This is a genomic window from Micromonospora sp. NBRC 110037 (assembly GCF_001652995.1).
GTDB lineage: Bacteria > Actinomycetota > Actinomycetes > Mycobacteriales > Micromonosporaceae > Micromonospora > Micromonospora chalcea.
The window spans coordinates 182,373-202,961 of the sequence record NZ_BBVA01000004.1; the positions used below are offsets into that span (position 1 = coordinate 182,373).

Below are 20,589 nucleotides of genomic sequence, written 5' to 3' on the forward strand. Positions count from 1 at the left end.
ACTGTCTACCCCAACGAGGCGAGCCGTAAGGTTGGCACGCGACTTCGACGAGGAAGTGAGGGCAGCGTGGGCGAGTTCGTCAAGCTGGAATCCAAGGACGGCATCGGCACCATCCGGCTGGAGCGGCCGCCGATGAACGCGCTCAACACCCAGGTGCAGGAGGAGTTGCGCGCCGCCGCGGCGGCGGCCACCGCCGACGCCGAGGTCCGCGCCGTCATCGTGTACGGCGGCGAGAAGGTCTTCGCGGCCGGCGCGGACATCAAGGAGATGGCCGACATGTCCTACGTGGACATGGCGGAGCGCGCGGCCGACCTGTCGAGCGCGCTCGGCGCGATCTCCCGTATCCCCAAGCCGGTAGTGGCCGCGATCACCGGGTACGCGCTCGGCGGCGGCTGCGAGCTGGCGCTGGCCTGCGACTGGCGGATCGTGGCCGAGGACGCCAAGCTCGGCCAGCCGGAGATCAAGCTCGGCATCATCCCGGGCGCGGGTGGCACCCAGCGGCTGGCCCGCCTGGTCGGCCCGGCCCGCGCCAAGGATCTGATCATGACCGGGCGGATGGTCGACGCCGCCGAGGCGCTGCGGATCGGCCTGGCCGACCAGGTGGTGCCCGCCGCGGAGGTCTACGACGCCGCGGTGGCGTACGTGAAGCCGTTCCTGACCGGGCCGGCGCAGGCGCTGCGGGCGGCGAAGGCGGCCGTCGACGCGGGTCTGGACATGGACCTCACCTCGGGCCTGGCCTGGGAGAGTCAGCTCTTCGCGGCGCTGTTCGCCACCGACGACCGGCGCGAGGGCATGACCGCGTTCGTGGAGAAGCGCAAGCCGGGCTTCACCGGCCGCTGACGCGAGAGCTGTTCACATCTGCTGTACCGGCCAGTAACGTGACCCCGGTCGGTCGATGAAGGGGAATGGCATGACGGAACGGGTCGAGGGCCACGGCGGCGATCTGGCGCTCGCGGCACTGCGCGCGCACGGCGTACGGGAGATGTTCACGCTCTCCGGCGGGCACGTCTTCCCGCTCTACGACGCCGCCCACAAGGCGGGCTTCCCCCTCTACGACGTGCGGCACGAGCAGTCCGCCGTGTTCGCCGCCGAGGCGGTGGCCAAGCTCCAGCGCCGCCCCGGCCTGGCCGTGCTCACCGCCGGCCCCGGCGTCACCAACGGCGTCTCCGGCCTGACCAGCGCGTTCTTCAACGCCTCGCCGGTGCTGGTGCTCGGCGGGCGGGCCCCGCAGTTCCGCTGGGGCTCGGGCAGCCTCCAGGAGATGGACCACCTGCCGCTGGTCGCGCCGGTGACCAAGCACGCCGAGACGGTGTTCAGCGCCGACGACATCCCGCGCGCGGTGTCGGCGGCGCTGACCACCGCGCTCACCCCGCACCGCGGCCCGGTGTTCCTGGACTTCCCGCTGGAGGCGGTCTTCTCGGTCGGTGACGCCGACCTGCCGGCGGTCACGCCGCCGGCGCCGATCGAGCCGGACCCGGACGAGGTCGCGAAGGCGGCCCGCCTGATCGCCGGCGCGTCCCGGCCGGTGATCATCGCCGGCTCCGACGTGTACGCGGGCGACGCCGTCGAGGCGCTGCGTGCCGCCGCCGAGTCGCTGCGGGTGCCGGTGTTCACGAACGGGATGGGCCGGGGCGCGCTGCCGCCGGAGCACCCGCTCGCGTTCGCCAAGGCCCGCCGGGTCGCGCTCAAGGGCGCCGACGTGGTCGTGGTGATCGGCACCCCGCTGGACTTCCGGCTCTCCTTCGGCGACTTCGGCGACGCCCAGGTCGTGCACGTGGTGGACGCGCCCAGCCAGCGGGCCGGGCACGTGCAGCCGGCCGCCGCGCCCGCCGGTGACCTGCGGCTGATCCTCGGCGCGTTCGCCGACCACACCGGTGACCGGGCCGACCACGCCGACTGGATCGCCGAGCTGCGTACCGCCGAGGACGCGGCGAAGGCCCGCGACGCCGAGGAGATGGCCGCCGAGAGCGACCCGATCCGCCCGGCCCGGATCTACGGCGAGCTGCGCAAGGTGCTCGCCCCGGACGCGGTCACCATCGGCGACGGCGGCGACTTCGTGTCGTACGCCGGGCGCTACCTGGAGCCGGCCCAGCCCGGCACCTGGCTCGACCCCGGCCCGTACGGGTGCCTCGGCACCGGCATGGGCTACGCGATGGGCGCCCGGATCAGCCACCCGGACCGGCAGATCTGCGTGCTGATGGGCGACGGCGCGGCCGGCTTCTCGCTGATGGACGTGGAGTCGCTGGTCCGGCAGAAGCTGCCGGTGGTGATCGTGGTCGGCAACAACGGCATCTGGGGGCTGGAGAAGCACCCGATGCGGGCGATGTACGGCTACGACGTGGCCGCCGACCTCCAGCCCGGGCTGCGCTACGACAAGGTGGTCGAGGCGCTCGGCGGCGGGGGCGAGACGGTGGAGAAGGCGGCCGACCTCGGGCCCGCGCTGGGGCGCGCGTTCGACTCGGGCGTGCCGTACCTGGTGAACGTGCTGACCGACCCGGCTGACGCGTACCCCCGGTCGTCGAACCTGGCCTGACCGCGGCGCGTGCGGGCCGTCCGCCGGGTGACCGGCGGGCGGCCCGCGGCGCGTGTCAGACCTCGGGGCGGTCGCGGTCGTCCGGGCGGCGCAGCTCCTCCTCGCGGCGGCGCAGGTCCTCCTCCCACAGCCGCAGCCGTTCCTGGTCCTCGCGGCGGGACCGCTCGTCGAGCGAGGCGAGGAACTCCGGGTCGTCGTCCGGGGCGAGCGGGCGACCGGCCGGGGCGGCGGGCCGGGCCGCGCCGGTGACGCCGGTGGTTCCGGCCGGGCGCTCGCGGCCCACCAGGAACCAGGCGATCGAGCCGACCAGCGGGAAGAACAGAATGATCAGCACCCAGATCATCCGGGGCAGCGCCTTGACCTTCTCCTCGTCGGCGGAGAGGCAACTGATCAGCGCGACGACCGCGAGGACGATCTGAACCAGGAAGAGCAGCACGTAGAGGCGGGCCATGCCCCATGATGGCTCACCCGCGCACGTCAGCGCACCCCGCCCAGCACGTGCGCCACGCCGAGCACCGCAAGTCCGGCCGCCCCGATCGCGGTCAGCGGCACCGACCAGCTGTCGAACCGCCGCGGCCCTGCGCCGGTGGCCCGGTGCCACGTCACCACGAGCACGGCGAGCCAGACCAGGAGCGCTGCTCCGGTCAGCAGCGCGTCGAGGACCCGGCCGGTGAACGCCAGCCGGAGCTGCAGCAGCAGCACCGCGGTCAGCGTGAGCAGCGTCCGCCGCCAGGCCAGCCGGGTGCGTTCGGGTTGCAGGCCGGGGTCGCGGGTCATCCCGCGCCACCCAGCAGCACGGCGGCCACCAGCAGCAGCGCGCCGATCGCGACGATCAGCGCCAGCACGGCCGGGAAGCGGGACGCGGGCAGTTCCTCGTCCAGCCGCATGGCCCGTTCGGTGCGCGCCCAGTGGTCGACCGCCCGGATCGAGACGGTCGCGCCGAGCAGCAGCAGCGCGATCGCGAGCGCCTCGCGCAGGTGGGCCAGGCGCAGCGGCGGGAGGAACTGCGCCGCGGCGAGCCCGCCCGCCACCAGCGCCAGGCCGGTACGCAGCCAGGCCAGGAACGTCCGTTCGTTCGCCAGCGAGAAGCGGTAGTCCGGCGGGTTGCCGACCGAACGCAGCTCACGCGGGTCGAACCAGTTCTTGATCGACTCCCACACGCTGCCGATTATCCGCTTTGCCCCGCGCCTAGCCTGGGGGGATGACCGATCTTGACGCGCGTGAGCTGCGCGCCGCCTACGACGCACAGATCCGACCGGAGCTGCCGGACCCGCTGCCGGACGGGGTGACGGTGGAGCGCGACGGCCCGCTGTTCCGCGTGCTCGGCCTCGACCACCGCGGCTTCCTCACCTACCGGACGCTGGACGGCCTGGCCGGCGCCGAGCTGGACGCGCTGATCGCCCGGCAGGTCGAGGTCTTCCGGGCCCGGGGCGAGTCGGTCGAGTGGAAGCTCGCCGGTCACGACGAGCCGGCCGACCTGGGCGACCGGCTGCGCGCCGCCGGCTTCGTACCGGAGGACCAGGAGACCGTGGTGGTCGGGCCGGTCGCGCCGCTCGCCGCCGCCGTTCCGGTGCTCCCCGAGGGGGTACGCCTGCGCGAGGTCACCAGCCGGGCCGACCTGGAGCGCATCGCCGCCATGGAGGAGGAGGTCTGGCGGGAGGACCGCAGCCACCTGGTGTACGGGCTGGCCCGGGAGATCGAGGCCGATCCGCAGTCGATCACGATCGTGGTGGCCGAGGCCGGGGAGACGGTGGTCAGCGCCGGCTGGATCCGCTACCAGCGCGGCACCGGCTTCGCCAGCCTCTGGGGCGGTTCGACGCTGCCGCAGTGGCGCAAGAAGGGCATCTACCGGGCGCTCGTGGCGTACCGGGCGCGGCTGGCGCAGCAGCGCGGCAAGACGCTGCTGCAGGTGGACTGCTCGCCGGACAGCCGGCCCATCCTGGAGCGGCTCGGACTCGTTGCGGTCACCACCTCCACGCCGTACGTCTACACTCCGTGATCATGGAACGGTTGACGGCGGACGAGCGGCTCACCCTGAAGACCGGTGCGTTCGGCGCGGTCTTCCTGGTCTCCAACGCCGTACCCGGGGTGCTGGCGATGGTGCGGGAGAGCTTCGCCGCGTCCGGCGCGCTCGCCGAGGTGGGGGGCGTGGTCAAGGAGGCGCTCACCACCGGCCCGCTGCCGCAGCTGCCCCGGGACTCGGCCCTGGAGGTCGAGTCCGTGGTGCTGCCCGCGCTGGGTCGGTCGATGGAGATCCTCCGGGCCAAGTCGCCCGCCGACGCCGAGACGTACCGGTCGGTGGTGCTGGCCGCCGCGGAGCGGGTGGCGCAGGCGCACCGGGGGATCGAGCCCGCCGAAGCGGCGGCGATCGAGAAGATCACGCAGGCGCTGGCCGGATCGGTCTGATGCCGGTGACCTGCGTCACTGCGGGCGGCCGGGGCCGTCATGCTACTTGCGGGTAACATTGCGCTCGTGGGGAAGTGCACAGCTGCCCGCGGTTGACCCACGTTCCGTCACGCGGGAGGCTGCGCCCGTGACCGGGCGAGTGATCGCTACACCAAACAGGAGGGTCGTCGAAGCGCGATGAATATCGTCGTACTCGTCAAGCAGGTGCCTGATTCGGGCGCGGACCGCAGCCTGCGTTCTGACGACAACACCGTCGACCGCGGTTCGGCGAACAACGTGATCAATGAGATGGACGAGTACGCCATCGAAGAGGCGTTGAAGATCAAGGAAGCGCATGGTGGTGAGGTCACCATCCTGACGATGGGTCCGGACCGGGCGACCGAGTCGATCCGTAAGGCGTTGTCCATGGGCCCGGACAAGGCCGTCCACGTCGTCGATGACGCCCTGCACGGTTCCTGCGCGGTGGCCACCTCGAAGGTCCTCGCCGCCGCGCTCGGGCAGTTGAACGCCGACCTGGTCCTGTGCGGTGCGGAGTCGACCGACGGCCGGGTGCAGGTGATGCCGCACATGATCGCCGAGCGGCTGGGTGTGGCCGCGCTGACCGGCGCGCGGAAGCTGACCGTGGACGGGTCGGCCCTGACGGTGGAGCGGCAGACCGAGGAGGGTTACGAGGTGGTGACCGCCTCGACCCCGGCTGTGGTCTCCGTGTGGGACACGATCAACGAGCCGCGGTACCCGTCGTTCAAGGGCATCATGGCCGCGAAGAAGAAGCCGGTGCAGACGCTCTCCCTGGGCGACCTGGGTGTGGCCGCGGCCGAGGTGGGCTTCGACGGCGCCACCAGCGCGGTGGTGGAGCACTCGAAGCGCCCGCCGCGTTCCGGCGGCGAGAAGATCACCGACGAGGGCGACGGCGGCGTGAAGCTGGTCGAGTTCCTCGCCTCCGAGAAGTTCGTGTGAGAGGTCGCTGACATGTCTGAGGTTCTCGTCGTCGTCGAAGCCACCCGGGAGTTCGGCGTCAAGAAGGTCACCCTCGAGATGCTCACCCTCGCCCGCGAGCTGGGCACCCCGAGCGCGGTCGTCCTCGGTGGCGCCGGCGCCGCCGAGGCGCTGAGCGCCAAGCTCGGCGAGTACGGCGCGGAGAAGATCTACGCGGCCGAGGGTGAGGAGATCGACGGCTACCTGGTCGCCCCGAAGGCGACTGTGGTCGCCGACCTCGTCGCGCGGGTGCAGCCGGCGGCGGTGCTGCTGGCTTCGTCGCAGGAGGGCAAGGAGATCGCCGCCCGGCTGGCGGTGAAGCTGGACAACGGCATCCTGACCGACGTGGTCGGCCTGGCCGCCGACGGCACCGCCACCCAGGTGGCGTTCGCCGGCTCCACCATCGTCAAGTCCAAGGTCACCAAGGGCCTGCCGCTGGTCACCGTCCGGCCGAACTCGCTCAACCCGGCCCCGGCCGCGGCCAGCCCGGCGGTGGAGCAGCTGACCGTGTCGGTCACCGACGCGGACAAGCTCGCCAAGGTCGTGGAGCGGGTCGCGGAGCAGAAGGGTTCCCGCCCCGAGCTGACCGAGGCGTCGGTGGTCGTGTCCGGCGGGCGTGGTGTGGGTAACGCGGACAACTTCAAGCTGGTCGAGGAGATGGCCGACCTGCTCGGCGGCGCGGTCGGCGCGTCCCGCGCGGCGGTCGACTCCGGCTACTACCCGCACCAGTTCCAGGTCGGCCAGACCGGCAAGACCGTCTCTCCGCAGCTGTATGTCGCCCTCGGTATCTCCGGGGCGATCCAGCACCGGGCCGGCATGCAGACCTCGAAGACCATCGTCGCGGTCAACAAGGACGCCGAAGCGCCGATCTTCGAACTCGCCGACTACGGCGTGGTCGGCGACCTGTTCAAGGTCGTCCCCCAGGCCGCCGAGGAGATCCGCAAGCGCAAGTGAGCGTCGCGTGAAAAAGGCCGCCGCCCGGTGCACCGGGCGGCGGCCTTTCTCGTAGGGAGCTGATCGGCGGGCCGGGGAGCTGAGCCGGCCCGCCGATCAGCCCGTCAGGGTGCCCCTCAGCAGGCTGTCGCCGGAGTGGCCGGGCTTGTTGTCGTACTGCTCCGCGCTGACGTCGACAACGGTGTAGGTGCGCAGGTCGACGTTCGGGGGGATCGGCAGCAGCGCGTCCCCCGAACCGTTGCTCAGCGTACCCACGGAGAACATCTTCATCGTGTTCGGATCGATCAGCCAGACCTCGTAGTACCCCGGAACGCTCGGGAGATTCGCCACGTGCAGATGCAATCGATTGTCACCGAGCACCCGGGCGTCGCCGGAGGCGTCCTTCGGCGTCGAGCCGAACGCGGCGAGCGGCGCGCTGGCCACCACCGGCGGGTCGGGGTCGGCCGGCTCGCCACCGCCGCCGCCGAGCACCGCGGCCGTGCCGGCCACGCCGATCACCGCGGCGGCGGTGGCGGTGACCGCCGTGGTCGCCCACCCCGGCCAGCGCCGGCTCCGCCGCGGACGACGTGCCACCACGGGTACGGCAGCCGGCTCCACCGGGTCGGCCGGGCGCGGCAGGCGCCGCTCGGTCAACGCCGGCAGCTCCTCGGCGGCCCGGATCTCGGCCACGATGCCCTGCCAGATGTGCTCCGGCGGGTCGGGCAGCTCCGCCAGGCCCTGCGTGCCCGCGCCGAGCCCGGCGACGTGCTGGAGCGTCTCCATCTCGCCCCGGCAGTGGTCGCAGGTGCCCAGATGGGTGGCCTCGCCGTCAGCCGCCTCGCTCTCACCGAGCGCCAGAAAGACCAGCCGGTCGTGGTCCAGGTGCTGCACCGTCCACCTCCCATCTGCGTTTCAGGCTCTGCATGCCGCGTCTGATGTGACTCTTGACGGTGCCGAGCGGCACTCCGGTCACCGCCGCGATCTGCTGATGTGTCAGGTCGTCGTAGAACGCCAGCTCCAGCATCCGGCGCTGCTCGTCGGGGAGCCGGGCCAGCTCGTCGGCGACCACCAGCCGGTCGACCACCGTGTCCGGGTCGGGGCCGGTGGAGACCGGTTCCGGTAGTTGCTTCACCGTCTCGACCACCCGGGTCTCCCGGGCCGAGGCCCGGATCCGGTCGACCACCTTGCGCCGCCCGATTCCGAGCAGCCAGCCGACCAGTGAGCCTTTCGCCGGGTCGAACGTCTCCCGGCCGAGCCAGGCGGCGACGAACGTCGCCTGGGTCACGTCCTCGGCGTCACTGCGGTTCACGAGCGTCGTGGTGGCCAGGTGCAGCACCGCCCGCCCGTACCTGTCGTACGCCTCTCGCAGGGCCGCCTCGTCGCCGTCGCGGAACCGGGTGGCGAGGTCGTCCTCGCCCGGCGGTTCGGGGCCCTGCCTGGCCGCCGTCACCGGGCGGCTCGCCTTCCGTGGGGCATGCCCGACTGTAACTCCCACAGCCCCCGCCCCACTCTCCCGGTGTGTCCGTCACGACCCTCGTCACCTCTCCTTCGTCGCCGGAGGCTCCGGCGGATGCGCCCGGAGACCGGAAAAAGAAATCGGATCCGGGCGCATCCGGGGGCCACGGAGCCGGCGTAACCCGTTCTGCAAGCCAGGCCTGACGAATCAGCATGAACTATCAGGAGGCAGACAATGCAGTACGCGATGTTCCGTCGGGTCGCCGCGGGCGGCGCGGTGGCCGCCCTCACCTTCGCCGGCGTCGGCGCCGCCACCATGAGCCCGGCCTACGCCGCCTCGTCGAAGGTCTCCGTGGTCCACGGCATTCCGGACACCCCGGTCGACGTGTACGTCAACGGCGAGAAGACGCTGAACAACTTCAAGCCGGGCGACGTGGCCGGCCCGCTCACCCTGCCCGAGGGGGAGTACGACATCGCCCTGACCAAGCCCGGCGAGGCGATCGACAAGGCGATCCTGAAGGTGGACGACGCCGAGGTGCCGGGCGGGGCGAACATCAGCCTCGCCGCGCACCTGAGCGCCGACGGCAACCCGCAGATCACGCCGTTCGTCAACGACGTGTCCAAGGTGGGCGCCGGCAAGGCCCGGCTGATCGTCCGGCACACCGCGGCCGCCCCGGCCGTCGACGTGCGGGCCGGCGGCAAGCCGGTCTTCGAGGACCTGACCAACCCGAAGGAGGCCAAGGCGGACGTGGCCGCCGGCTCGGTGAAGGCGGACGTGGTGCTCGCCGGCACCGACACCGTCGCCATCGGCCCGGCCGACCTGAACCTCAAGGAGGGCACCGCCACCATCGTCTACGCGATCGGCTCGGCCGAGGCGAAGAACCTGAGCGTGGTCGCCCAGACCATCACCGGCCTGCACTCGGCTCCGGGCGGCGTGCCCAGCGGCACCGGCGGCCAGGCCGACACCGGCGTGGACACCTGGTGGTACGTGCTGGCCGGGGCCGGCGTGCTGCTCCTGGTCGGCGGCGGTGCGCGGGTGGCGGCAACCGCCCGGGCCGGTCGCCGGTGACGGTGCGCAACCGCGGGGCGCTGGCGGCGATGGCCGCCGGCGCCGCCGCGCTCACCCTGGCGGGCGTGGTGGCGTGCGGATCCGAGCCCGCCGAGGACGTCGGCGGCGACGAGGTGACGGCCCTGGCCAGTGCCACTCCCACGCCGGCCCCGGCGGCGACCGGCGGCGGTTCGGTTCCGGTGAACCCGGGCACGCTGCCCGCCGGCAGTGAGATCGTGCCGCCGGTGAAGCTGAGCATCCCGCCGATCCGGGTCACCGCCACCGTCAACCCGGTGGGCGTCAACGAGCGCACCGACGAGTTCGAGGTCCCGCCCAGCGTGGACCAGGTCGGCTGGTACCGCTACGGCCCGGGCCTGGAGGCCGACGCCGGCTCGGTTGTGATCGCCGGGCACGTGGACAGCGCCGAGCAGGGCAAGGGCGCGTTCTTCCGGCTGCGCGAGCTGGGCCAGGGCGACAAGCTCACCGCCACCGGCGCGGACGGACGCGAGCGCTCCTACCGGGTGGTGGCCCGGGAGGAGTACCGGAAGTCGAAGATCCCGCTGGAGCGGTACTTCGCGCGCGACGGCAAGCCCCGGCTCACGCTGATCACCTGCGGCGGGCCGTTCGACGCCAAGACCCGCAGCTACCGGGACAACATCGTGGTCACGGCGGTTCCCGCGTGATCGCGGCCGTTCGGTCGTGAGCGGGCCGGACCGCCCCGGGTGGGACGGGGCGGTCCGGCCCCCGGCCGCGGGTTCGCAGGCCGTTAGGCTGAACGGTGATGGCATACCTTGATCATGCGGCGACGACCCCGATGCTGGACGAGGCACTCGAGGCGTACGTCGCGACCGCCCGCGAGGTGGGGAACGCGTCGTCGCTGCACGCGGCGGGCCGCCGTGCCCGGCGGCGGGTGGAGGAGTCCCGCGAGCGGGTGGCCGCCGCGCTCGGCGCCCGGCCCTCCGAGGTGATCTTCACCGGTGGCGGGACGGAGAGCGACAACCTCGCCGTGAAGGGCGTGTTCTGGGCCCGTCGCGCGGCCCGGGCCGACCGGGTCCGGGTGGTCTCCAGTTCCGTCGAGCACCACGCCGTACTGGACGCGGTGGACTGGCTGGTCGAGCACGAGGGCGCCCAGGCCGGTCTCCTTCCGGTCGACGCGGTCGGCCGGCTCGACCCGGAGCGGTTGCGCGCCGAGCTGGCCGAGCACGGCGAGCGCGTGGCGGTGGTCACCGCCATGTGGGCGAACAACGAGGTGGGCACCGTCCAGCCGGTGGCCGAGCTGGCCGCTGTCGCCGCCGAGCACGGCGTGCCGTTCCACACCGACGCCATCCAGGCGGTCGGGCAGGTGCCTGTCGACTTCGCCGCCAGCGGCGTGTCCGCGCTCACCGTGACCGGGCACAAGCTCGGCGGGCCGACCGGCGTGGGCGCGCTGCTGCTGGCCCGCGACGTGGCCGCCACTCCGCTGCTGCACGGCGGCGGCCAGGAGCGCGACGTCCGCTCCGGCACGCTGGACACCGCCGGCATCGTCGCGTTCGCGGTCGCCGTCGAGGCCGCGGTGAAGGGCCAGCAGGAGTACGCGGCCCGCGTCGCCGCGCTCCGCGACGAACTGGTCGAGCGGGTCCGGCAGGCGGTCCCCGAGGTGATCTTCAACGGGGACCCGGCCGACCGGCTCCCCGGCAACGCGCACTTCTCCTTCCCCGGCTGCGAGGGGGACGCGCTGCTGCTGCTCCTGGACGCCCAGGGCATCGCCTGCTCCACCGGGTCGGCCTGCTCGGCCGGGGTGGCCCAGCCCTCGCACGTGCTGCTGGCCATGGGCGCGGACGACGACCGGGCCCGGTCCTCGCTGCGCTTCACGCTCGGGCACACCAGCACCGGCGCGGACGTGGACGCGCTGATCGCCGCGCTGCCCGCCGCTGTGGAGCGGGCCCGCCGCGCGGCCGCCCTCCGTACGCCCCGCTGACCCGGATACGCTCGGTGAGGACGAGGGGAGTGGGCCGGTGAGGGTTCTGGCGGCGATGTCGGGCGGGGTGGACTCCGCCGTCGCGGCGGCGCGGGCGGTGGAGGCCGGGCACGACGTGACGGGCGTGCACCTGGCGCTCGCCCGCAACCCGCAGACCTACCGCACCGGGGCCCGGGGCTGCTGCACGCTGGAGGACTCCCGGGACGCCCGGCGCGCCGCCGACGTGCTCGGCATCCCGTTCTACGTGTGGGACATGGCCGACCGGTTCCACGACGACGTGGTGGACGACTTCGTGGCCGAGTACGCCGCCGGGCGTACCCCGAATCCCTGCCTGCGCTGCAACGAGAAGATCAAGTTCGCGGCGGTGCTGGACCGGGCCGTGGCCCTGGGCTTCGACGCCGTGGTGACCGGCCACCACGCCCGGCTCGGCGCGGACGGCCTGCTGCGGCGCAGCGTCGACGCGGCCAAGGACCAGTCGTACGTGCTGGCGGTGCTGACCCGCGCGCAGCTCGACCGGTCGATCTTCCCGCTCGGCGACTCGACCAAGGCCGAGGTGCGCGCGGAGGCCGCCCGGCGCGGTCTCGCGGTGGCCGACAAGCCGGACTCGCACGACATCTGCTTCATCGCCGACGGCGACACCCGCGGCTTCCTCGCCGAGCGGCTCGGTGAGGCGCCCGGCCAGGTGGTGGACGCGCTCACCGGCGCGGTGGTGGGCAGCCACAGCGGCGCCTACCAGTACACCGTCGGGCAGCGGCGCGGCCTGCACCTCGACCGCCCGGCGCCGGACGGCCGGCCCCGCTACGTGCTGTCCATCACCCCGACCACCAACACGGTGACGGTCGGCCCGGCCGAGGCGCTGGAGGTCTCCGACGTACGCGCGACCCGCCCGGTGTGGACCGGCGGGCCGCGCCCGGACGGGCCGGTCGAGTGCGAGGTGCAGCTGCGGGCGCACGGCGACGTGGTGCCGGCCGCCGTCGAGGTGGACGCCGACGGCCTGCGCGCGTCGTTGCGCCGCCCGGTCCGGGGTGTCGCCGCCGGCCAGGCGATCGTGGCCTACCGGCCGGACCCGGCCGGCGACGTGGTCCTCGGCTCCGCCACCATCACCGCCGCCTGACCTCGCATCGGCAGCGGATAGGCTGCGGCCGTGACTGAGCAGGCGTGGCCCTGGCCCACCGGAGCGGCGACCGGCATCGGGTCGCTGCCCGGCACCGACATCGCCGAGGCGCAGCGGATCGTGCTCGGCGAGCTGCCCACCCTGCCGCACCTGCCCGAGCTGCCCGCCCGGGGACCGGGCGCGGACCTCGTCGGCCGCAGCGCCGGCCTGCTCGTCGAACTGCCGGTCGAGCTGTACGCGGCCCGCTGGCGGATCGCCCCGCGCCCCGGCCGTGACCTGCGCCGCGCCCGCGACCTGATGGAACGCGACCTGGACCAGCTCGCCGAGCAGGCCGAGGAGTACGCCGGCCCGGTAAAGGTCCAGGCCGCCGGCCCGTTCACCCTGGCCGCCGCGCTGGAGCTGCCGATCGGCGGCCGGATGCTGCGCGACCCGGGCGCGGTACGCGACCTCGCCGGCTCGCTCGGCGAAGGGTTGCGCGGGCACGTCGAGGCGGTCGCCCGGCGGCTGCCCCGCGCCTCGGTGCTGCTCCAGCTCGACGAGCCGTCCCTGCCGACCGTGCTGGCCGGGCGGGTGCCCACGGAGAGCGGCTTCGGCACCCACCGTCCGGTGGAGACCGAGGTGGCGCGGGGACTGCTGCGCGACGTGATCGACGCGGCGGGCGTACCGGCTCTGGTGCACTGCTGCGCGCCGGACGTACCGCTGGAGCTGATCCGCTCGGCCGGTGCGGTGGGCGTCGCGCTCGACCTGTCGCTGGTCACCGACCTCGACCCGCTCGGCGAGGCGATCGACGCCGGGCTCGGCCTGCTGGCCGGCGCCGCGCCGACGCTGCCACCGGCCTCCGGCCGGGCGCCGACGTCGGCCGAGGTCGCCGGCCGGGTCCGCCGGGTCTGGGACCAGCTCGGCTTCCCCCGCCGCCGGCTGGCCGAGCAGGTGGTGGTCACTCCCGCGTGCGGCCTGGCCGGCGCCACCCCGGCGTACGCCCGCGCGGTGCTCACCGCCTGCCGTGACGCGGGCCGGCGGCTGGCCGAGGACTGACGTTTTCCGTCGTACCCGCCGGGCACGATGACCGGCATGATTGGACGACTGCGTTCCACAGTGATCGACTGCCCCGATCCGCGCGCGCTCGCCGCCTTCTACTCCGAGCTGCTCGGCCTGCCCGTGGTGGAGGAGAACTCCGACGGCGACGAGTGGGTGGTGCTCGGCGGGCCGCCCGGGCACCAGCCGCGGGTGGCCTTCCAGCGGGCGCCGGGCCTGCGCGCCCCCGACTGGCTCGACCCGGCCCGGCCGCAGCAGTTCCACCTCGACGTGAGCGTCGACGACATCGAGGCGGCCGAGAAGGCGGCGCTGGCGCTGGGCGCACGGCGGCTACCCGGCGAGGGGGAGGGCTTCCGGGTCTACGCCGACCCGGTCGGCCACCCGTTCTGCCTCTGCTGGGACTGATCTTCCCGGGCTTGCGCGGCGGAGGCATGATCGCCACCGTGACCGCCTCCACCGCCACCGGCCGCGTCGCCGGCTCGCTGTTCGGCCTGGCCTACGGCGACGCCCTGGGCAAGCCGACCGAGTTCCTCACCGTCACCGAGATCGTCCGGCGCTACGGCCCGGGCGGTCCGCGCGAGCTGACCGGCGACCCGGCCCTGGTCACCGACGACACGCAGATGGCGCTCGCAGTGGCGTGGGCGCTGCACGAGGCGCCCGCGTACACGGCCGAGGCGGTGGAGCCGCTGCTGCGGCAGCGCTTCGTCGACTGGTCGGTCAGCCCGGAGAACAACCGCGCGCCCGGCATGACCTGCCTGCGGGCCTGCGCCGAGCTGGCCCGGGGCGCCCGCTGGCAGGAGGCCACAGTCGCCGGCTCGAAGGGCTGCGGCGCGAACATGCGCGTCACCCCGGTCGGGCTGCTCGACGTCGACCTCGACACCATGGCCGGGCTGGCCCAGCTCCAGGCCGGGCTCACCCACGGCCACCCGACCGGGCTGGCGGCGAGCGAGCTGACCGCGTACGCGGTCCGGCTGCTGCGCGACGGCGCGGCGCTGCCCGAGCTGCCCGGCCTGCTCACCGAGCGGGCGCGGGAGCAGCGCACCGTCTACCGGGAGGACTGGCTGGGTGACCTGTGGCAGCGGCCCGGCGAGAGCGACGCGGCCGGGTTCGTCGCCCGCGGCTGGGACGACTGCCTGCGGGTGCTCGACCGGCTGGAGGCGGCACTCGCCCGTCCCGACGACGGCGGCGACCCGTGCCGGTTCACCGGCGAGGGTTGGATCGCCGAGGAGGCGCTCGCCACCGCGCTGCTCTGCGCGTTGCGCCACCGCGACGATCCGGTCGGCGCGCTGGCCCGGGGCGCCACCACGGCCGGTGACTCGGACTCCATCGCCGCGCTGGCCGGCGCGTTCGCCGGTGCCGCGTACGGCATGGCCGCCTGGCCGGCCGGGTGGGCCGACCGGATCGAGTACGCCGGTCAGCTCGCCGCGCTCGCCGACGCGCTCGACGCAGGGGCGTCGCAGCGCTGAGGTCCGGAGGCCGCCGGGGTCAGCCGGTGAGGTGGTTCAGGCGGCGCACACCCCGCCACAGGTCCGGGTCGCACGTGCCGGCCCGGTCGGCGAACGCGGTGAGCGGCACCGGGATGGGCTCGCTGATGTCCAGGTAGCTGTCGTGGTCGGCGTCCGGGTCCCAGCTCCGGGTCGGGATCGGCAGGTGGTCGTCCCGGTCCGACTTGTCCTGACTGGTGATCTTCAGGACCTCGGCGTCCGCGCCGTCGACCCGCAGCACCAGGCAGGGCCGCACCTTGGAGCCGGTCCCGTCGGCGTAGGGCACGTCCGCCCACCAGATCTCCCCGGGCCGGGGCTCGTCCCGGTCCGTCCGCCCGGCGCCGCGCGGCCGTGGCGGGACGCCACCCCGGTCCCGCCGGACGCCGACGCCGGCCCGGCCACCGCGCCCGGAGCCCGGCCGTCGCCCGTCGGCCCGGCCGCGCGCCCCGGCGGAACGGTCGGCCGACCGGCGGCGCCACTCGTTCCAGAGCCAGCCGGCCGCGACGCAGGCCACGATCACCAGCGCCCAGAGAACCCCGTCGCGCATCAGTACCCGCCTTCCGACCGTTCCCGCACAGCGCCGCCGAGGCGATGGTCGCACGCCCGGGGCCGGACCGCGCGGGGGCGCGACGCGCGCCGGTTCGCCCTGCTCGTGCGGGTGGCCGGACTGTTGTCACAGCCGACCGCTACGGTTCTCGGGTAGCGCGAGCACGGGAGGCGACAGCGGTGTCCGAAGGCGGCGGCGTGTCCGAAGAAGCGGTTCCCACTGCGGCCGACGCGGCCCAGGAGGCGGCGGCGGGGGCCGAGCCGATCCCAGCGGCCCGGGAGCGGCACGCCACGCTCAGTCAGGAGCTGACCGAACACCAGTACCGCTACTACGTGCTGGACGCGCCGACGATCACCGACGCGGAGTTCGACGCGCAGCTGCGGGAGCTGGAGGCGCTGGAGGCGGAATACCCGGCGCTGCGCACCCCCGACTCGCCCACCCAGCGCGTCGGCGGCACCTTCTCCACCGACTTCACGCCGGTCGCCCACGCCGAGCGGATGCTCTCGCTCGACAACGCCTTCGCCGACGAGGAGCTGGCCGCCTGGGCCGAGCGGGTCGAGCGCGACGCCGGCGGCCCGGTGCCCTACCTGTGCGAGCTGAAGGTCGACGGGCTGGCCATCAACCTGACCTACTCCAAGGGCCGGCTGGTGCGCGCCGCCACCCGGGGCGACGGCCGCACCGGCGAGGACGTCACCGCGAACGTGCGCAGCATCAAGGGCGTGCCGGCCCGGCTGACCCCGGCCGACGACTTCCCCGACGTGCCGGATCTGATCGAGGTACGCGGCGAGATCTACTTCCCGGTGGCCGCGTTCGCCGACCTCAACGCGAGCCTGGTCGAGCAGGGCAAGGCGCCGTTCGCCAACCCGCGCAACGCCGCCGCCGGCAGCCTGCGCCAGAAGGACCCGCGGGTCACCGCCTCCCGCCCGCTGCGCCTGGTGGTGCACGGCATCGGCGCCCGCACCGGCTTCCGGCCGGCGGCGCAGTCCGAGTCGTACGCCGCGCTCAAGGCGTGGGGGCTGCCCACCAGCGACCGCTGGCGGGTGGTGGACGACCTCGCCGGCGTCGCTGACTACATCGCCTACTACGGCAAGCACCGGCACGACGTCGAGCACGAGATCGACGGCGTGGTGGTCAAGGTCGATCCGGTCTCCATCCAGGGCCGCCTCGGCTCGACCAGCCGGGCCCCCCGCTGGGCGATCGCCTTCAAATACCCGCCGGAGGAGGTGAACACGAAGCTGCTCGACATCGACGTCAACGTCGGGCGCACCGGCCGGGTCACCCCGTTCGCCGTCCTGGAACCGGTCCGGGTCGCCGGCTCCACGGTCGCGCTGGCCACGCTGCACAACGCCCGCGAGGTCGAGCGCAAGGGCGTGCTCATCGGCGACACGGTGGTGCTGCGCAAGGCCGGCGACGTGATCCCCGAGGTGCTCGGCCCGGTGGTCGAGCTGCGCCCGGCCGACGCCCGTCCGTTCGTCATGCCGACCACCTGCCCGGCCTGCGGCACGCCGCTCGCGCCGGCCAAGGAGAGCGACGTCGACATCCGCTGCCCCAACGGGCGCGCCTGCCCCGGTCAGATCCGCGAACGGGTGTTCTACCTGGCCAGCCGCAAGGTGCTCGACATCGAGGTGCTCGGCGAGAAGGGCGCGGCGGCGCTGCTGGACGCGCAGATCATCACCAACGAGGGCGACCTGTTCCAGCTCGACGCCGAGCAGTTGAGCCGGTCACCGTTCTTCGTCAACAAGGACGGCAGCCTGGGCAGCAACGCGGTCAAGCTGCTCGACAACCTGGCCGAGGCCAAGGAACGCGACCTGTGGCGCGTGCTGGTGGCACTGTCCATCCGGCACGTCGGCCCGACCGCCGCCCAGGCGCTCGCCCGGCACTTCCGGTCGGTCGACGCCATCGAGGCCGCCGGCGAGGAGGAGCTGTCCTCGGTGGACGGCGTCGGCCCGACCATCGCCGCCAGCGTCAAGGAGTGGTTCGCCGTCGACTGGCACCGCGACATCGTGCGCAAGTGGGCCGAGGCGGGCGTACGGATGGCCGAGGAGGCCGCCGACGAGGGGCCACGACCGCTCGACGGCGTCACCGTCGTGGTCACCGGCACGCTCAGCGGGTTCAGCCGTGACCAGGCCGCCGAGGCGATCCAGGTCAGGGGCGGCAAGGTGACCGGCTCGGTCTCCAAGAAGACGGGGTTCGTGGTGGTCGGCGACAACCCGGGTTCCAAGGCCGACAAGGCGGCCACCCTGAAACTGCCGATCCTCGACGAGGACGGCTTCCGGGTGCTGCTGGACTCCGGCCCGGACGCGGCCCGCGGGGTGGCCCGGGTGGAGGACTGACGGGCTGGTCACGGCGATCGTCCGCGGATACCAAGTTAATTACGACTCCGACCGATTCGTGACTGTCGTGTCGGGGAAACCGCCTCGGAGGGCGTTTCATTGGCGTACGGCGCGTGACGGCGCGCGCCACGACGTTGCCCCCGGGAGGTGCGATGGAGACCGGCGACCCGCGTAACTCCGTCCCGCCCGGGCGGAGCGGGCCGTTCTTCGGCTTCGTCGGCGCGGTCGGCGTGGTGGCCGTACTTGTCTCGGCCGGGCCGCTGATCGCGCTCGCCGACCGGTTGACCGAGCTGCCGGCCGCGTTCTGGACCATGGCGGCGCTCGCCGTCGCCTGCGACGCCCGCCCGTTCGTGCCGCCGGGGCGGCGGCAGACCTCGGCCGTGTTCCCGTCGACCTGCTTCACCTTCGCCATCCTGCTCGGCTGGGGCTTCGGCCCGGCGGTGGCGGTCCAGGCGGTGGCCGTCGCGGTGAGCGGCTGGCGGCTCGGGTACGCGCCCTGGCGTACCGGCTTCAACGCCGCGCAGTACGCGTGCGCGCTCGCCGCCGCGTACGCGGTCAGCCGGCTCGGTCCGGGCGAGCTGTTCGGCGACGGCCGGCTGCACTGGACCGACGTGGCGGCGGTGGGCGGCGCGACGCTCGCCTGGTTCGTGGTCAACTACGGGCTGGTCAGCTCGGCCGTGCGGCTGCGGTTCGGCGACCGGTGGTGGCCCAGCGTGCGCAGCGGGCTGGCGTACGAGCTGCTGTCCACCGGTTCGCTGCTGCTGCTCGCGCCGGTGCTGGTGGCCGCCGCCCGGGCCAGCGCGGCGCTGATCCCGCTGGTGCTGGTGCCGCTGTTCGCCGTCTACCGGATGGCCCGGCTGTCCGAGGAACGGGAACAGCTCGCCGACGTGGACCCGCTCACCGGGCTGCCCAACCGCAAGGCGCTGCTCACCGAGGTGGCCGAGCAGGTGCACCTGCACGGCGAGCGGGCCGCCCGGGGCGCGCCGGACGCGCACCTGGCGCTGCTGCTGCTCGACCTCGACCGGTTCAAGCACGTCAACGACGCGCTCGGGCACGCGGTGGGGGACCGTCTGCTGGTCGAGGTGAGCGCCCGGCTGATGGGCGTGGTCGGCGCCGGTGACATGGTGGCGCGACTGGGCGGTGACGAGTTCGCCATCGTCGTACCCCGGCTCACCGACATCGACCAGGCCCGCGAGCGGGCCGACCGGGTGGTCGCCGCGCTCGCCGAGCCGGTGCCGCTGGACGGGTTGCCGCTGGACGTGGGCGGTTCGATCGGCATCGCGCTCTACCCGGACCACGGCGAGGACTTCGCCACGCTGATGCGCCACGCCGACGTGGCCATGTACGACGCGAAGCACCGCAACGACACGGTGGCGGTGTACGCGCCGGAGTCCGACCACAACTCGGCCGAGCGGCTGAGCCTCCTGGCCGACCTGCGCCGGGTGCTGGAGTCGGGCCCGTCCGCGCAGGGCGGGGAGACGGTGGGCGTACGCGGGGGTGACGGCGCGGCACTGACGCCGGCGCTGTCGGCGCCGCGACCGGCCCGGGCCGAGCGGCCGTCGCGCAACCAGCGCCCGGCGCGCGACGACGGCCGGGGCGGCGGACGCTCCGGCGACGGGCCGAACCGGTGGCTGCGGCGTCGTCGGGACCGCGCCGCGGAGCGGCACGACGATGACCTGATCGAGCGGATCCTCACCGGCGCCGACCCGATCCGCAGCCGGGCCGCGCGCGCCGGCGCGGCCGGAGCGGTGGTGGCGACGCCAGTGGTCGGTGGCGGGGACGCCGACGCGGCGGAGACCGGCACCGGGCGCGAGACGGAGGCCGCGCACGAGACCGACACCGGGCACGACGCGCAGGCCGCGGTGAGCACCGGCGCGCCCGGCGTCATCGGGCCGACCGCCGACGGGAGCGCCGAGCCGGAGGACCAGTCCGGGCACCCGGGCGAGATCACCATGTACTACCAGCCGCAGATCGCGATCGCGACCGGCGAGGTGGTGGGCGTCGAGGCGCTGCTGCGGTGGCGGCACCCGCGCCGGGGCATGGTCGACCCGGGCGAGCTGATCCAGGTCGCCGAGCAGAGCGCGGTGATGCGACTGCTCACCCGCCGCGTGGTGGACGACGTGGTGGAGCAGCTGGCCAAGTGGTCGGCGGCCGGGCTCACGCTGCGGGCCGCGCTCAACGTCAGCGTCCGTGACCTGCACACCGGCGAGATCGCCGACCAGATCGCCGACCGGCTGGCCCGGTACGGGGTGCCGCCGCAGCGGCTCCAGGTGGAGATCACCGAGGGCGCGCTGATGGCCGACCCCCGGCGGGTGCTCGCCAGCATCACCCAGTTGCACCGCATCGGCGTCGGCATCGCGCTGGACGACTTCGGCACCGGCTACTCGTCGCTGCAACACCTGCGCCGGCTGCCGCTGTCCGAGGTGAAGGTGGACCGCTCGTTCGTCCTCGGGATGGCCGACGACCCGGACGACGCGGCGATCGTCCGCTCGATGATCGAGCTGGCCGGCGCGCTCGGGCTGCGGGTGGTGGCCGAGGGCGTGGAGGACGAGCGCACCTGGCGGCTGCTGCACGCCGCCGGATGCGACGTGGCGCAGGGCTGGTTCCACGCCCGGCCGATGCCGGCCGAGGACCTGGTGGCCTGGTTGTCGCGCTACCGTCCGGTGCGCCCGGTGGAGGCCGGGAGCCGCAGCGGAGCGGCGCCGGAGGGGGAGGCGAAGGCGTCGTCGTGACGGCGGGACAATAGACTCGCTCCGGTCACCGCGCGTC

At 74.0% G+C, this 20,589-nt stretch carries 21 protein-coding genes; 15 read left to right on the forward strand and 6 right to left on the reverse strand.

All coding sequences use genetic code 11. The annotated features are described in order from the left end of the window. The first annotated feature begins 66 nt into the window (after window positions 1-66). Window positions 67-840 carry an enoyl-CoA hydratase-related protein gene (locus A4R25_RS13840; RefSeq protein ID WP_043326074.1) on the forward strand — a complete coding sequence of 258 codons (774 nt, stop codon included), beginning with the start codon at window positions 67-69 and terminating at the stop codon, window positions 838-840. 70 nt (window positions 841-910) lie between these two features. Beyond that, entirely contained in the window at window positions 911-2,533 is a 1,623-nt protein-coding gene (locus A4R25_RS13845) for an acetolactate synthase (protein WP_043326072.1), read from the forward strand. Window positions 2,534-2,588: 55 nt separating this feature from the next. Here the strand turns inward: A4R25_RS13845 and A4R25_RS13850 are convergent, their stop codons facing one another. The 3 genes from A4R25_RS13850 to A4R25_RS13860 are packed head-to-tail and all read right to left on the reverse strand — an operon-like array spanning window position 2,589 to window position 3,693. Beyond that, entirely contained in the window at window positions 2,589-2,984 is a 396-nt protein-coding gene (locus A4R25_RS13850) for a PLD nuclease N-terminal domain-containing protein (protein ID WP_030500922.1), read from the reverse strand. A 26-nt stretch (window positions 2,985-3,010) separates the two neighbouring features. After that, entirely contained in the window at window positions 3,011-3,310 is a 300-nt protein-coding gene (locus tag A4R25_RS13855; protein ID WP_030500921.1) for a DUF202 domain-containing protein, read from the reverse strand. Next, entirely contained in the window at window positions 3,307-3,693 is a 387-nt protein-coding gene (locus tag A4R25_RS13860; protein ID WP_030500920.1) for a YidH family protein, read from the reverse strand. The genes A4R25_RS13855 and A4R25_RS13860 overlap by 4 nt, the downstream gene beginning before the upstream one ends. A 41-nt stretch (window positions 3,694-3,734) precedes the next feature. Here A4R25_RS13860 and A4R25_RS13865 point away from each other — a divergent pair, with 41 nt between their 5' ends. From A4R25_RS13865 to A4R25_RS13880, 4 genes are all read left to right on the forward strand, one after another. Next, window positions 3,735-4,532, forward strand: a complete 798-nt coding sequence (locus A4R25_RS13865; protein WP_030500919.1) for a GNAT family N-acetyltransferase — start codon at window positions 3,735-3,737, stop codon at window positions 4,530-4,532. 2 nt (window positions 4,533-4,534) lie between these two features. Beyond that, window positions 4,535-4,939 (forward strand): hypothetical protein, encoded by a 405-nt coding sequence (locus A4R25_RS13870; protein WP_030500918.1) that lies wholly within the window; start codon window positions 4,535-4,537, stop codon window positions 4,937-4,939. A gap of 177 nt (window positions 4,940-5,116) precedes the next feature. Next, a complete protein-coding gene (locus A4R25_RS13875) occupies window positions 5,117-5,896 on the forward strand; it encodes an electron transfer flavoprotein subunit beta/FixA family protein (protein WP_064446972.1) in 780 nt (259 codons plus the stop codon). A gap of 12 nt (window positions 5,897-5,908) precedes the next feature. Continuing rightward, window positions 5,909-6,868 (forward strand): electron transfer flavoprotein subunit alpha/FixB family protein, encoded by a 960-nt coding sequence (locus tag A4R25_RS13880; protein ID WP_064446973.1) that lies wholly within the window; start codon window positions 5,909-5,911, stop codon window positions 6,866-6,868. A 96-nt stretch (window positions 6,869-6,964) separates the two neighbouring features. Here the strand turns inward: A4R25_RS13880 and A4R25_RS13885 are convergent, their stop codons facing one another. Both A4R25_RS13885 and A4R25_RS13890 read right to left on the reverse strand, forming a co-directional pair. Beyond that, window positions 6,965-7,738 (reverse strand): anti-sigma factor, encoded by a 774-nt coding sequence (locus tag A4R25_RS13885; RefSeq protein ID WP_064446974.1) that lies wholly within the window; start codon window positions 7,736-7,738, stop codon window positions 6,965-6,967. Further along, complete coding sequence (locus A4R25_RS13890) at window positions 7,692-8,297, reverse strand: RNA polymerase sigma factor (protein WP_013284457.1); 606 nt, start codon at window positions 8,295-8,297, stop codon at window positions 7,692-7,694. The genes A4R25_RS13885 and A4R25_RS13890 overlap by 47 nt, the downstream gene beginning before the upstream one ends. Window positions 8,298-8,537: 240 nt before the next feature. Between A4R25_RS13890 and A4R25_RS13895 the strand changes: the two genes are divergently transcribed. The 7 genes from A4R25_RS13895 to A4R25_RS13925 all read left to right on the forward strand — a co-directional run bounded on the left by A4R25_RS13895 (window position 8,538) and on the right by A4R25_RS13925 (window position 14,922). Beyond that, window positions 8,538-9,371 carry a DUF4397 domain-containing protein gene (locus A4R25_RS13895; protein WP_064446975.1) on the forward strand — a complete coding sequence of 278 codons (834 nt, stop codon included), beginning with the start codon at window positions 8,538-8,540 and terminating at the stop codon, window positions 9,369-9,371. Further along, complete coding sequence (locus tag A4R25_RS13900) at window positions 9,368-10,033, forward strand: class F sortase (RefSeq protein WP_064446976.1); 666 nt, start codon at window positions 9,368-9,370, stop codon at window positions 10,031-10,033. Before A4R25_RS13895 ends, A4R25_RS13900 begins: the two co-directional genes overlap by 4 nt. 98 nt (window positions 10,034-10,131) lie before the next feature. Then, window positions 10,132-11,307, forward strand: a complete 1,176-nt coding sequence (locus A4R25_RS13905) for a cysteine desulfurase family protein (protein WP_064446977.1) — start codon at window positions 10,132-10,134, stop codon at window positions 11,305-11,307. A 37-nt stretch (window positions 11,308-11,344) separates the two neighbouring features. Then, window positions 11,345-12,421 (forward strand): tRNA 2-thiouridine(34) synthase MnmA, encoded by a 1,077-nt coding sequence (gene mnmA / locus A4R25_RS13910; protein ID WP_013284461.1) that lies wholly within the window; start codon window positions 11,345-11,347, stop codon window positions 12,419-12,421. A gap of 30 nt (window positions 12,422-12,451) precedes the next feature. Beyond that, window positions 12,452-13,456, forward strand: coding sequence for a methionine synthase (locus A4R25_RS13915; protein WP_064446978.1), 1,005 nt, complete (start codon window positions 12,452-12,454; stop codon window positions 13,454-13,456). Window positions 13,457-13,492: 36 nt separating this feature from the next. Next, window positions 13,493-13,861: a VOC family protein gene (locus A4R25_RS13920; protein ID WP_197494905.1), complete on the forward strand. Its 369-nt coding sequence runs from the start codon at window positions 13,493-13,495 to the stop codon at window positions 13,859-13,861. A gap of 26 nt (window positions 13,862-13,887) precedes the next feature. Then, entirely contained in the window at window positions 13,888-14,922 is a 1,035-nt protein-coding gene (locus A4R25_RS13925) for an ADP-ribosylglycohydrolase family protein (protein WP_064446980.1), read from the forward strand. 19 nt (window positions 14,923-14,941) lie between these two features. Here A4R25_RS13925 and A4R25_RS13930 read toward each other — a convergent pair whose 3' ends face one another. Then, complete coding sequence (locus A4R25_RS13930) at window positions 14,942-15,487, reverse strand: type II toxin-antitoxin system PemK/MazF family toxin (RefSeq protein WP_064446981.1); 546 nt, start codon at window positions 15,485-15,487, stop codon at window positions 14,942-14,944. A 179-nt stretch (window positions 15,488-15,666) separates the two neighbouring features. On the opposite strand from A4R25_RS13930, the gene ligA reads away from it, so the two are divergent. Both ligA and A4R25_RS13940 read left to right on the forward strand, forming a co-directional pair. Then, window positions 15,667-17,820, forward strand: a complete 2,154-nt coding sequence (gene ligA / locus A4R25_RS13935) for an NAD-dependent DNA ligase LigA (protein ID WP_082931011.1) — start codon at window positions 15,667-15,669, stop codon at window positions 17,818-17,820. Window positions 17,821-17,972: 152 nt separating this feature from the next. Further along, window positions 17,973-20,552 carry a bifunctional diguanylate cyclase/phosphodiesterase gene (locus A4R25_RS13940; protein ID WP_064446982.1) on the forward strand — a complete coding sequence of 860 codons (2,580 nt, stop codon included), beginning with the start codon at window positions 17,973-17,975 and terminating at the stop codon, window positions 20,550-20,552. Window positions 20,553-20,589 lie beyond the last annotated feature (37 nt).

Bases quoted from the DNA above. Each gene is read 5' to 3' on its own strand.
- A4R25_RS13845 (WP_043326072.1), top strand. From the start codon at position 911: ATGACGGAACGGGTCGAGGGCCACGGCGGCGATCTGGCGCTCGCGGCA.
- A4R25_RS13850 (WP_030500922.1), bottom strand. From the start codon at position 2,984: ATGGCCCGCCTCTACGTGCTGCTCTTCCTGGTTCAGATCGTCCTCGCG.
- A4R25_RS13855 (WP_030500921.1), bottom strand. From the start codon at position 3,310: ATGACCCGCGACCCCGGCCTGCAACCCGAACGCACCCGGCTGGCCTGG.
- A4R25_RS13865 (WP_030500919.1), top strand. From the start codon at position 3,735: ATGACCGATCTTGACGCGCGTGAGCTGCGCGCCGCCTACGACGCACAG.
- A4R25_RS13870 (WP_030500918.1), top strand. From the start codon at position 4,535: ATGGAACGGTTGACGGCGGACGAGCGGCTCACCCTGAAGACCGGTGCG.
- A4R25_RS13875 (WP_064446972.1), top strand. From the start codon at position 5,117: ATGAATATCGTCGTACTCGTCAAGCAGGTGCCTGATTCGGGCGCGGAC.
- A4R25_RS13880 (WP_064446973.1), top strand. From the start codon at position 5,909: ATGTCTGAGGTTCTCGTCGTCGTCGAAGCCACCCGGGAGTTCGGCGTC.
- A4R25_RS13895 (WP_064446975.1), top strand. From the start codon at position 8,538: ATGCAGTACGCGATGTTCCGTCGGGTCGCCGCGGGCGGCGCGGTGGCC.
- A4R25_RS13905 (WP_064446977.1), top strand. From the start codon at position 10,132: ATGGCATACCTTGATCATGCGGCGACGACCCCGATGCTGGACGAGGCA.
- A4R25_RS13920 (WP_197494905.1), top strand. From the start codon at position 13,493: ATGATTGGACGACTGCGTTCCACAGTGATCGACTGCCCCGATCCGCGC.
- A4R25_RS13925 (WP_064446980.1), top strand. From the start codon at position 13,888: ATGATCGCCACCGTGACCGCCTCCACCGCCACCGGCCGCGTCGCCGGC.
- A4R25_RS13930 (WP_064446981.1), bottom strand. From the start codon at position 15,487: ATGCGCGACGGGGTTCTCTGGGCGCTGGTGATCGTGGCCTGCGTCGCG.
- A4R25_RS13940 (WP_064446982.1), top strand. From the start codon at position 17,973: ATGGAGACCGGCGACCCGCGTAACTCCGTCCCGCCCGGGCGGAGCGGG.